This window comes from Micromonospora desertarenae (assembly GCF_056150265.1).
This window is the reverse complement of sequence record NZ_JAXCFQ010000017.1, coordinates 152,905-163,974: the sequence shown is the minus strand read 5'-3', so window position 1 is coordinate 163,974 and position 11,070 is coordinate 152,905. Positions and strand designations below refer to the sequence as shown.

Below are 11,070 nucleotides of genomic sequence, written 5' to 3'. Positions count from 1 at the left end.
TCACCATCGCCGACTCGGCCAACCCGGACACCGCCAGCTACCGGATGAGCATCGACAACCTCGCCGACTGGATCGCCACCCGCGGCTACACCGCCTGACAACCACCGGCGACCAACAAGCGAACACCAAACGCCGAAGGGCCGACCCCCACACCCGGGGGCCGGCCCTTCGGCGTCTTCACCACCCACGCAACGACCGACGACTCCGCCGCCGCACCCCTTACCCAAGTGGCTTGACAGCCACCCGGCAGGGTGTCAGCATCTTCTGACAGGGGGGTGTCAGCATCTTCTGACACCGGGAGGGCTGAGGAATGGACGAGACACCGCCCACCGGGGAGGAACTGCTCGCCGCGCTCGCGGCACTCGCGAGCCCGCACCGGCTGCGGATCATCGCCGCACTCGCGGAGGGGCGCAGCTACGTCAGCGAGTTGGCGCGGCGCCTGCAGATGAACCGGCCCCTGCTCTACATGCACCTGCAACGGCTTGAGGCCGCCGGGCTGGTCGCCGGCACGTTGGAGACAGCAGCCGACGGCAGCTCGGTGAAGTGGTTCGAGGTCGTGCCCTTCGCGCTGTCGTTGACCCCCGCCACGGTCGCGGCGGCCGTACCGACACTGGCAGCCGGTGGCTCCGGAAAGGAAGAGAAGTGACGACAGCAGCAGCCGACAACGTCGCCCAGATCGGGATGATCACGTCGACCGTCCTGTTGATCGCCCTGGTGGCGATCGTGGCGTTCGTGGCGCTGGGCATCTACCGGGCCCGGCACTCCGCCGCTCGGGAGGCGCACTACCGCGGCCTCGCCGAGCAGGCATCCGACGCGCAGGCGCGCCTGGCCGAGAGCTCCCAGCAGACCACCGCGGAGCTGCAGGGCCTGCGGTCGGACGTCAAGGCGACCCACGTGGAACTGGCGAAGGTCAGGGAACGCCTGACCGAGCTGGAGCGTCTGCTGAGCCAGATCGGCTGACCGCACTCCATGGGACAGATACGAGGCACGACGTTGAGGCGCTGGTCACGCCCGGCCGCGACGGTACTGATCGCGGTCGCCTGCCTGGGCGCCACCGGCGTCATCCCGGCACGGGCCGCCGAGGACGACACCACCCGGGTGCGGACCTACCTGGACCGCTATCGGGACGCCAACCACATACCTGGACTCGCGGTGGCGGTGGTCCGCGGCGACCGGGTGGTGCAGGAACACGTCCTCGGCCTCACCGGTGACGGCACACCGGTCACGGCACAGACCCCGTTCCTGCTCGGGTCGGTGAGCAAGCCCTTCACCGCGCTGACGGTACTTCAGCTCGCCGAGGCTGGCCGGATCAACCTCGACGCACCGGCCCGCGACTACCTGCCGTGGTTGCGGCTGAACGGTGCCGAGGAGACCGCGCGGGTTACCGTCCGGCAGCTGCTCACCCACACCAGCGGGCTGCCCGAGGTGGCCACGATCGGTCTGACCGACCGCTTCGACAACACCGAGGGCGGGCTCGCCCGGTCGGTGCGGGACCTCGCCGGCGTGCCGCTGGCCGGGCCGCCCGGTGCGGGGCACCGGTACAGCGACGCCAACTACATGATCCTGGGTGCGCTGGTCGAGGAGGTCACCGGTGAGACGTTCGCCCGCCACCTGCGTCGTGCCGTGCTCGAGCCACTGGGGATGCGGCGCACGGCAGCCACCGCCGGCGAGGCCGAGCAGGTGCGGCTGCCCGCGGGGCATCGCCGCTACCTCGGTCGGCCGCAGCGCTTCGACCCGCCGTACGACACCTCCGGCGTTCCGTACGGCTACCTGGCCAGCAGCCTCGCGGACCTCGGCCACTTCGCGGTCGCCCAGCTCGACGGCGGCCGGTACGGGTCGGCCCAGGTGCTGTCGGCCGGCGGCGTCGAGCAGATGCACCGGGGTCATGCCCCCATCAGCAGCGGCGGCCGGTACGCCCTGGGCTGGCGGGACACCGCTCTGGACGGCGGCGCCACCCGGCTGGTCTGGCACGCTGGCGCCACCCCCGGCTACTTCACGCACCTGGTACTGGTGCCCGGCTCCGAGCTGGCCGTGATCGTGTTGGCCAACCTCTACCACCCGGCCGCGGACCCGGCGCTCGCCTCGGCCGGTTTCGACATCGTGCGGATCCTGCTCGGGGCCGCACCCGCACCGGCAGAGAACGACACTCTGCTGCTCTCCATCGCCCCCGTGCTGTTCGGCTTCGCCGGCCTGCTCCTGCTCGTGCTGGCCGCGACGCTGGTACGCGCCGTGCGCCGGCACCGCACCGGGTCGGTCCGGGCCGGGCCGGGTGGACTCCCGCAGCAGCTCCGCCGCTCGCGGCCCGGCGTCCGGGCGCTGGTGGTGGCCGCCGGGTGGGCGGCCCTGGCCGGCGCGGCGCTCGGGGTGTTGCCCAGGTTCGTGGGCGGCCTCGACACGCTGCTCCTCTGGGCGCCGGACGCCGGGCACGCCGTGCTGGCCGTCGCCGCGCTGGCCGGGGCCCTCGCGCTGGTGACCGTCGCGTCCGCGCTGGCCGGTGCGGCGTCCCGGACACCGCGCCCGGCGGCGTCCGCCCGGCCCGGCGGAAAGACGTTGCCGGCCCCGGTCAACGGCCCCTAGGGTGCTCGCCGTGCAGATCCGGCCGTTCACGCAGTCCGACTGGTCCCAGGTGTGGCCGATCCTCCACGAGGTGATCCGGGCGCAGGAGACCTTTCCCTACGACCCGGCGATGACCGCCGGCCAGGCGTACGACATGTGGGTGGAGCAGCCGCCGGGGCTCACGGTGGTCGCGGTGGACGGCGGGGCGGTGCTCGGCACCGCCAAGATGGGCACCAACCGACCGGGGCCCGGCTCGCACGTCTCCACGGCGAGCTTCATGGTGGCCCGGGAGGCGCGCGGCCGGGGCGTGGGCACCGCGCTGTGCCGGTACACGCTGGACTGGGCCCGCTCGCGGGGCTACGCCGGGATGCAGTTCAACGCGGTGGTGGCGACGAACACCGCCGCCGTGGAGCTGTACCGGCGGGAGGGCTTCGCGGTGGTCGGCACCGTGCCGGGCGCGTTCCGGCACCCCAGCCTCGGCCGGGTCGGCCTGCACGTGATGTACCAGGAGTTCCCGGACGCCAGCGTGCCGGGAGCCGCCTGACGCCGGGCGGCGTTCCGGCCCGCGCCGACCGGGGTCGGCGCGGGCCGGGGACGGGTGGCGTGGTGCCGGAGCTGGGACCCGTCGCGGACGAGAGGTGTCAGCTGACCTTCTTGGTGGCCAGGATCGCCTTGGCCAGGTTCTCCAGCAGCGGCGCCGCGCCGGCGTACGAGAAGCGCGGCACCGCGTCCCACGGCGTGACCTGGTTGGCCTTGACCGCCGGCAGCTGCGCCCAGGTCGGCTTGGCGGTGAGGTCCTTGGCCTGCAGCGCGGTGCTGCGGTTGTCCAGCAGAATCAGGTCGGCCGGGAACTTGCCGGCGTTCTCCCAGCTCAGCGCCTCGAAGTAGTCGCCGGCCTCGAGCTTGGTCGGCACCACGATGTCGACCCCGAGTTCGGCGAAGTACATCAGGTCGGTGCTGACCTTCGGGTTGGAGACGTAGAACAGGTCGGGGCTGCCGGAGGCGGCCATCACCTTGATGCCCGGGTTGGTCTTCACCGCCTGCCGGACCGACTCGGCGGCGGCCTCGAAGCGGGCCTTCGCGTCGGTGACCTTCTTGGCCGACAGGTCGGCGCCGAGCGACTCGGCGAGCTGGGCGTACCGCTCGATCGGCTTGGTCATCGGCACCCGGGCGGTGGTCACGGCCACGCTGGGGGCCAGCGGGAGGATCTTGTCCTTGCTCTCGTCCGGCACGTACCAGAGCGCTCCGGGGTCGTACATGTGGGTGACCAGCAGCTCCGGGCGCAGGGCAGCGTACTTCTCGACGCTGAACTCGCCCCAGACGTTGCCGAGGATCTCCACGCTCTCCACGTTCAGGTCGCCCGCCTGCGGGTCCTTGGTGCCGTCCGCTCGCTTCGTCTCCCCGAAGACGCCGACCACCTGCTTGTCGAGTCCGAAATCGACCAACGCCGCCGCGGTGCCGGTGAAGGCCACCACGCGGGTCGGCCGAGCCCCGGCGCTCACCTTCTCGTTGCGGTCGTCGGTGAACGACCAGGGGCCGGAACCCTTGCTGGCCGCCGGAGATGGGGAGTCACCGTCGCCACCGCAGCCGGCGAGCAGCGCGGCGAAGGTGGCGGCGCCACCGGCCAGCAGGCCGCGGCGGGAGAGTCGACGGGCGGACACGGGATCAGGCATGACGTCGTCTTTCGATCAGGGTCGGAGGGGGTGACCGTGGACAGCCCGGTTAGGTTAACCTAACCTAATCGCCTGTCAAGTTCGGCGCCCCCAAATCGGAGCTCACACTGTCCGTCATCCAGTCACCACGCAGCGGTGACCTGCCCGCGATCCCGGCCGTGCCGCCGCCGCCCCGAAGCGGCCGTGCCGCGCTGCGGGCCGCCGGTCTGGCCGTCGCCCTGCTGCTCCTCGTCGCCGTCACCGTGCTCAGCATCGCCGTCGGCGCCAAGCAGCTGCCGCTCGCCGAGGTGTGGCACGGGCTGCTCGACCCCGACTCGGCCGAGTACGCCGTCGTGCACCGGATGCGGCTGCCGCGTACGCTGCTCGGCCTGCTCGCCGGCGCCGCCCTCGGGGTGGCCGGCGCGGTGATGCAGGCGCTGACCCGCAACCCGCTCGCCGACCCCGGGCTGCTCGGCATCAACGCCGGCGCCGCCGCGGCGGTCGCCACCGCCGCCGCCTTCCTCGGCGTCACCGCGATCGACGGCTACGTCTGGTTCGCGCTGCTCGGCGCCGCCGCCGTCACCGCCGGCGTGTACGCGGTCGGCGGCGGCCGGGCGGCCACCCCGGCCCGGCTCGCGCTGGCCGGCGCGGCGCTCAACGCCACCCTTTACTCGTACGTCAGCGCGGTGATGCTGCTCGACGCGGCGTCCCTGGACCGGCTGCGGTTCTGGACGGTCGGCTCGCTGGCCAGCGCCGAGACCGCGACGGTGCTGCGGGTGCTGCCGTTCATCGGCGCCGGCCTGCTGGTCGCCCTGGTCGCGGCCCGCCCGCTGAACGCCCTGGCCCTCGGCGACGACTCGGCGCGGGCGCTGGGCGCCCGGCCGGCGCTGATCCGGGCCGTGGTGATCGCCGCGATCACGCTGCTCTGCGGGGCGGCCACCGCGGCCTGCGGCCCGATCGTCTTCGTCGGGCTGCTGGTGCCGCACCTGGTCCGCGCGCTGACCGGGCCGGACCTGCGCTGGCTGCTGCCCTACTGCGCGCTGCTCGCGCCGGTGCTGCTGCTCGGCGCGGACGTGCTGGGCCGGGTGCTCGGCCGCCCCGGCGAACTCCAGGTCGGCATGGTGACCGCGGTGCTCGGCGGGCCGCTGTTCCTGTGGCTGATCCGGCGGGGAAGGGTGGCCCACCCGTGATCGTCCTGCGTACCCCGGGCGGGGTGTCGCTGCGGCTGCGCCCGCGCGCGCTCGTCGTCGGCGCCGGTTGCGCGCTGCTCGCCGCGGCCCTCGGCGTGCTCGCCCTGGGCAGCGGCGACTACCCGATGAGCGCCGCCGACGTGCTGCGCACGCTGACCGGCGGGGGCAGCCCGGCGGAGGAGTTCATCGTCACCGAGCTGCGCCTGCCCCGGCTGGTCACCGCCGTCTGCGTCGGCGCCGCCCTGGCCCTGGCCGGCGCGGTCTTCCAGTCGCTGGTGCGCAACCCGCTGGGCAGCCCGGACGTGCTCGGGTTCACCCAGGGCGCGTCCACCGGCGCGCTGCTGGTGGTCGTGGTCGGCGGCAGCAGTCTGGCGCTCGGCGCGGCCGCGGTGGCCGGCGGGCTGGTCACCGGGGTGCTGGTGCACGCCCTCGCCTGGCGGCACGGGCTGCCCGGCTTCCGGCTGATCCTGGTCGGCATCGGGGTCACCGCGATCCTCACCGGGGTCAACGGCTACCTGCTGACCCGGGCGCCGCTGATGGACGCGGCCCGGGCCGTGCTCTGGCTCACCGGCAGCCTGGACGGCCGGGGCTGGGTCAACGCGCTGCCGTTGCTGATCGCGCTGGCGGTGCTGGTGCCGGTGGTGTTCCTCGGCCGCGGGCCGGCGCTGCGGATGATCGAGCTGGGTGACGACGCGGCCAGCGCGCTGGGCGTGCCGGTGGAGCGGGTGCGGCTGCTGCTGCTCGGCGCGGCGGTGCTGCTGGTCTCCCTCGCCGCGGCCGCCGCCGGGCCGGTGTCGTTCGTGGCGCTCACCGCGCCGCACCTGGCCCGCCGGTTGACCCGGGCACCGGGGCCGAACCTGCTGCCGGCGATGGCGGTCGGCGCGGCCCTGCTGGTCGGCGCCGACCAGCTGGCGCAGCGGGCGTTCAGCGGGCACCAACTGCCGGTCGGCGTGGTCACCGGCGTGATCGGCGGCGGCTACCTGGTCTGGCTGCTGGCCACCGAACGGAAGGCGGGCCGGCTGTGACGACCACGAACGAGAACGGAGCACCGACCATGCAGCACCGGCTCAGCGGCGAGGCGATGACGCTCGCCTACGAGCGGCGCACCGTCGCGCAGGACCTGACGGTCGCCGTACCTGACCGGTCCTTCACGGTGATCATCGGCCCGAACGCGTGCGGCAAGTCGACCCTGCTGCGGGCGCTGGCCCGGCTGCTGCGACCGGCCGCCGGAGCGGTGCTGCTGGACGGGGAGGACATCCACCGGCGCTCGGCGCGCAGCGTCGCCCGGACCCTCGGGCTGCTGCCCCAGTCGTCCATCGCGCCGGACGGGATCGGGGTCGCCGAACTGGTCGCCCGTGGCCGCTACCCGCACCAGCGGCTGCTGCGGCAGTGGTCGCGCGAGGACGAGCGCATCGTGACCGAGTCGATGGCCGCCACCGGCGTCGCCGACCTCGCCGACCGCGCGGTCGACGAGCTCTCCGGCGGGCAGCGGCAGCGGGTCTGGATCGCCATGGCGCTGGCCCAGCAGACGCCGCTGCTGCTGCTGGACGAGCCGACCACGTACCTTGACATCGCCCACCAGATCGAGATCCTCGACCTCTGCGCCCGGCTGCACGAGGAGCAGGGCCGCACCCTGGTGGCGGTGCTGCACGACCTGAACCACGCGGCGCGCTACGCCACCCACCTGATCGCCATGCGCGAGGGTCGGGTGGTGGCCGCCGGACCGCCCGCCGAGGTGGTCACCGCCGAGCTGGTCGAGGAGGTGTTCCGGCTGCCCTGCCGGGTCATCGACGACCCGGAGAGCGGCACCCCGCTGGTCGTGCCCGCCGCCCGCCGCCGGGCCGGCGCGGGGACGCCGTGGGCGACCGGGACGTCCGCCGCGGTGGCACCGTGAGGGACCGGACCGCGCGCCACGGTGGCGCCCTGAGCGACCGGACCGCCCGGCGCGGCGCGGCCGGCCGTCCGGCCGGTGGCGGGGGCCGGCGATGACCATCCGGGTCTTCCGGGACGCCTGGGGTGTCCCGCACCTGCGCGCGGAGAGCCCCGACGAGCTGGCCTTCGCCCAGGGCCGCAACGCCGCCGTCGACCGGGCCTGGCAGCTGGAGGTCGAGCGGCACCGGTCGCAGGGCACCAGCGCGGCGTTCCTCGGCCCGGAGGCGGTGGAGTGGGACCGGTTCGCCCGCCGGGTCCGGCTGGACGACACCGCCCGGCGCTGCCACGCCGGCCTCGACCCGGCCACCGCGAGCTGGGTCGGGCACTACGTCGACGGGGTCAACGCCGGGCTGCCCGAGGGCGCCGCCCGGGCGCCGGAGTTCGCCGCCGCCGGCCTGGCCCCCGGGCGGTGGCAGCCGTGGACCCCGCTGGCACTCTGGCTGAGCCACCACATCCTCTTCGCCGGCTTCCCCGGCAAGCTGTGGCGCGAGCACGTGGCCCGGCACCTGGGCGACGGCGCGATCACCCTCTTCCACACCGACGGGCCGGCCACCTCGGGCAGCAACGGCTGGCTGGTGGCCGGTGAGCGCACCGCGAGCGGGGCGGCGCTGCTCGCCGGCGACCCGCACCGCTTCGTCGAGGACCCGGGCATCTACCAGCAGGTCCGGCTCGCCTGCCCGGAGTACGACGTGGTGGGGTTCGCCGTGCCCGGGGTGCCCGGGCTCGGCCACTTCGCGCACGCCGGCGAGGTCGCCTGGTCGATCACCAACGCGATGGCCGACTACCAGGACCTGTACGCCGAGCGGCTGCGCCGGCGCGGCACGGCGGTGCAGGCGTACGGGCCGGACGGCTGGCGGCCGGCCCGGGCGCACGTGGAGACGATCGAGGTGGCCGGCTCGGCTCCGGTCGAGGTCGAGGTGGTGGAGACCGACCGGGGCCCGGTGATCGTCGGCGGCCCGGACGAGGGCGCGGCGGTCAGCCTGCGCTACCCGCCCCGGGTCACCGGGAGGCTCGGCTTCGCCGCGCTGCCCGCGCTGCTGCGGGCGCGTACCGTCGCCGACGTGGACGCCGCCTTCGACCACTGGGTGGAGCCGGTGAACGTGGTGCAGGCCGCGGACACCGCCGGTGGCCTGCTGCACCGGGTCGCCGGCGCGGTGCCGGTACGGCACCCGGACAACCGGCTGCGCGTGGTGCCGGCCTGGGAGCCGGGACACGCCTGGCAGGGCTGGCACGCCCCGCTCCCCCGGGCCGAGGTGGACGGCGTCGCGGTGATGGCTAACCAGCGCGGCCTGGCCGCGCCGCTCGGGGTGGAGTTCGCCCCGCCGCACCGGGCGGACCGGATCCGCCACCTGCTCGACGCGTCGACCGCCTGGCGGGCCGCGGACATGGCGCGCGTACACACCGACACCTATCTGGGCTCGGCCGAGCCGCTGCTGGCGCTGCTCGACGGCCTCAGCGGACTCAGCCCGCGGGCCGCCGCGCTGCGCCACCGGCTGCGCCGCTGGGACCGCCGGATGGACGCCGACAGCGTGGACGCGGCGGCCTTCGCCGCGCTGCGCGCCGCGGTGGTCCGCCGGTTCGCGGCCCACCCCGCGCTGGCCGGTCTCGCCGACCCGCCGGCCGGTCCGGAGCTGTTCCGGCCCTGGCTGGCGCTTACCCCGCGGGTCGGCTACGCGCTGGAGTCGCTGCTGCGCGACGGACTGCCCGAGGTGGACCGCCCGGCGCTGGTGCACGCGGCGGCCGAGGAGGTGGCCGCCGCCGACGCCACCGGCAACTGGGGTGAGCGGCACCGGCTCGCACCGTGGCGCGCCCTGCCCGAGCCGGCCGCCGAGCCCGGGCCGGAACTGGCCGGCGACCACGACTGCGTGCTGGCCACCTCCAGCGTCCCCGGGGTGACCGACGTCTGCCTGCGGGCCCCGGTCGCCCGGTACGTCTGGGACCTGGGCCGGCGCGAGGAGAGCCGGTGGGTGGTGCCACTGGGTGCCTCGGGCGTGCCCGGCGACCCGCACCACCGTGACCAGCAGCCGCTCTGGCTGACCGGGCGACTGGCCCCGGTCACCACCGACTGGGAGCAGCTCACCGAGGAGTGAGATGAGCACTGAGCAGCCCATCGCCACCGAGCCCGGACCCGACCCGCACCGGTACGCCCGGCAGGTGCCCGGCTTCGGCACGGTGACCATCCGGCCGGTCGACCCGGACACCGACATCGACCTGCTGCACGGCTGGGTGACCCAGGACCGGGCCCGGTTCTGGGGGATGCTCGACGCCGACCGGGAGCGGGTCGAGGAGATCTACCGCTACCTGGACTCGTCGCCCACGCACCACGCGTACCTGGTGCGCCGGGACGGGGTGCCGGTCGCGTTGCTGCAGACCTACGACCCGTACGCCGACCCGGTCGGCGAGTGCTACGACGTCCGCCCCGGCGACTACGGCATCCACCTGCTGCTCGGCCCGCCGACGTCGGCCGAGCACGGGTTCACCGGCACGGTGGTCGGGGAGATGCTCCGCTTCGTGCTGTCCGATCCGGACCGGCACCGGATCGTGGTGGAGCCGGACGCGCGCAACGAGCGGGCGATCCGCCGGCTGCTGCGTACCGGCTTCGTGGCCGGCCCGCAGGTCGAGCTGCCGGAGAAGCGGGCCCAGCTGCTCTTCCTGGAGCGCGCCGACGCGCCCCGTTGACGGCGGCGCGACCGGCCCGCCGGCCGGTCCGGGCGAGGATCCGGCCGCGCCGCGGGCCCGCCGACCGGCCCCGGCGGGCGGCACGGCGACCGGCCGACGGGGCGGGTCGAGCCGGTGCCGCGGTCCGATACCTTGGTCGCCATGCCCTTCACTGCCCACGTGTTGCGGGTGCTGATCGCCTCGCCCGGAGACACCGCCGCGGAACGGGACGCGGTGACCGAGGCCCTGCACGGCTGGAACGCCGCCCGCGCCGAGCGGGAACAGGTGGTGCTGCTGCCCCGGCGGTGGGAGACCAACGCGGTGCCCCGGCTCGGCGGCAGCGCGCAGAGCGTCATCAACGACCAGCTCGTCGACCGCGCCGACATCGTGATCGCCCTGTTCGACTCGCGGCTCGGCATGGCGACGGCGGCGGCGGTGTCCGGCACCGCGGAGGAGATCGAACGGTCGCACGCGGCGGGCAAGCCGGTGCACGTCTACTTCTCCACCGAGCCCATCCCCCGCGACGCGGACCTCGGGCAGGTGCAGGCCCTGCGCTCGTTCCAGGAGCAGCTGTCAAAGCTGGGGCTGCTCGGCACGTACGCCAGCCCGGAGGACCTCGGGCACCAGGTGCGGCAGGCGATCGAGGGCGATCTCGACCTGCTCGGGCTCGGCGCGGCGCCCCGCCGCCCGACCGGCCGGGAACACGCCGTGCTGCGCGCCCGGTACGACAGCGAGCGGGAGCAGTACCGGGACGATCGCGGTGCGGTGAAGTACCGGACCCGCCGGGAGCGGCTGGTCGTCACCAACGCCGGGGACGCGAAGGCGGAGCGGGTGCGGGTCGGCGTCGAGAGCCTCGCCGGGCAGGGCACCCCGCCCCGGCTGTACGGCGACGAGGCGCCGGACATCCTCCCGGGCAGCGAGTTCTCCTGGCCGTTGATGGGCGCGTTCGGGGACGGCCGCGCGTTCACGGTGGTCATGCGCTGGACCGAGGGCGACGACGAGTTCACCGAGACGCAGCACGTCTCCCGCTAGGACGGACGGGCCGGGGTGCGCCCCCGGCCCGCCGCCCGCGACAAGCCGTC

The 11,070-nt window shown here is 74.9% G+C and carries 11 protein-coding genes and 1 pseudogene; 11 read left to right on the top strand and 1 reads right to left on the bottom strand.

The genetic code is table 11. The features are described 5' to 3' along the window. The 5 genes and pseudogenes from SM577_RS28045 to SM577_RS28025 all read left to right on the top strand — a co-directional run. Positions 1-98, top strand: a pseudogene (locus tag SM577_RS28045) (C39 family peptidase); the annotation flags it as partial. Positions 99-310: 212 nt separating this feature from the next. Then, the gene (locus SM577_RS28040) at positions 311-646 is read left to right on the top strand and encodes an ArsR/SmtB family transcription factor (RefSeq protein WP_474588384.1); all 336 of its coding nucleotides are present in this window, start codon (positions 311-313) and stop codon (positions 644-646) included. Further along, positions 643-960, top strand: coding sequence for a hypothetical protein (locus SM577_RS28035; RefSeq protein WP_302919851.1), 318 nt, complete (start codon positions 643-645; stop codon positions 958-960). The genes SM577_RS28040 and SM577_RS28035 overlap by 4 nt, the downstream gene beginning before the upstream one ends. 33 nt (positions 961-993) lie before the next feature. After that, complete coding sequence (locus SM577_RS28030; RefSeq protein ID WP_474588383.1) at positions 994-2,577, top strand: serine hydrolase domain-containing protein; 1,584 nt, start codon at positions 994-996, stop codon at positions 2,575-2,577. Positions 2,578-2,587: 10 nt separating this feature from the next. Then, on the top strand, positions 2,588-3,100 hold the full coding sequence (locus SM577_RS28025; protein ID WP_302919853.1) for a GNAT family N-acetyltransferase: 513 nt from the start codon (positions 2,588-2,590) through the stop codon (positions 3,098-3,100). A gap of 97 nt (positions 3,101-3,197) precedes the next feature. On the opposite strand, the gene SM577_RS28020 is transcribed toward SM577_RS28025, so the two are convergent. Further along, entirely contained in the window at positions 3,198-4,229 is a 1,032-nt protein-coding gene (locus tag SM577_RS28020) for an ABC transporter substrate-binding protein (RefSeq protein WP_302919854.1), read from the bottom strand. Between the two features lie 218 nt (positions 4,230-4,447). Here SM577_RS28020 and SM577_RS28015 point away from each other — a divergent pair, with 218 nt between their 5' ends. The 6 genes from SM577_RS28015 (at position 4,448) to SM577_RS27990 (ending at position 11,020) form a co-directional block, all read left to right on the top strand. Further along, on the top strand, positions 4,448-5,398 hold the full coding sequence (locus tag SM577_RS28015) for a FecCD family ABC transporter permease (protein ID WP_231928855.1): 951 nt from the start codon (positions 4,448-4,450) through the stop codon (positions 5,396-5,398). After that, positions 5,395-6,423 (top strand): FecCD family ABC transporter permease, encoded by a 1,029-nt coding sequence (locus SM577_RS28010; RefSeq protein ID WP_302919855.1) that lies wholly within the window; start codon positions 5,395-5,397, stop codon positions 6,421-6,423. The genes SM577_RS28015 and SM577_RS28010 overlap by 4 nt, the downstream gene beginning before the upstream one ends. Positions 6,424-6,452: 29 nt before the next feature. Further along, positions 6,453-7,292: an ABC transporter ATP-binding protein gene (locus SM577_RS28005; RefSeq protein ID WP_302920415.1), complete on the top strand. Its 840-nt coding sequence runs from the start codon at positions 6,453-6,455 to the stop codon at positions 7,290-7,292. A 97-nt stretch (positions 7,293-7,389) separates the two neighbouring features. Continuing rightward, the gene (locus tag SM577_RS28000) at positions 7,390-9,420 is read left to right on the top strand and encodes a penicillin acylase family protein (protein ID WP_474588388.1); all 2,031 of its coding nucleotides are present in this window, start codon (positions 7,390-7,392) and stop codon (positions 9,418-9,420) included. Position 9,421: 1 nt separating this feature from the next. Beyond that, positions 9,422-10,009, top strand: coding sequence for a GNAT family N-acetyltransferase (locus SM577_RS27995; RefSeq protein WP_474588382.1), 588 nt, complete (start codon positions 9,422-9,424; stop codon positions 10,007-10,009). A gap of 141 nt (positions 10,010-10,150) precedes the next feature. Next, positions 10,151-11,020 carry a hypothetical protein gene (locus SM577_RS27990; RefSeq protein ID WP_302919857.1) on the top strand — a complete coding sequence of 290 codons (870 nt, stop codon included), beginning with the start codon at positions 10,151-10,153 and terminating at the stop codon, positions 11,018-11,020. Positions 11,021-11,070 lie beyond the last annotated feature (50 nt).

Bases quoted from the DNA above. Each gene is read 5' to 3' on its own strand.
- SM577_RS28040 (WP_474588384.1), top strand. From the start codon at position 311: ATGGACGAGACACCGCCCACCGGGGAGGAACTGCTCGCCGCGCTCGCG.
- SM577_RS28005 (WP_302920415.1), top strand. From the start codon at position 6,453: ATGCAGCACCGGCTCAGCGGCGAGGCGATGACGCTCGCCTACGAGCGG.
- SM577_RS27990 (WP_302919857.1), top strand. From the start codon at position 10,151: ATGCCCTTCACTGCCCACGTGTTGCGGGTGCTGATCGCCTCGCCCGGA.
- SM577_RS28020 (WP_302919854.1), bottom strand. From the start codon at position 4,229: ATGCCTGATCCCGTGTCCGCCCGTCGACTCTCCCGCCGCGGCCTGCTG.
- SM577_RS27995 (WP_474588382.1), top strand. From the start codon at position 9,422: ATGAGCACTGAGCAGCCCATCGCCACCGAGCCCGGACCCGACCCGCAC.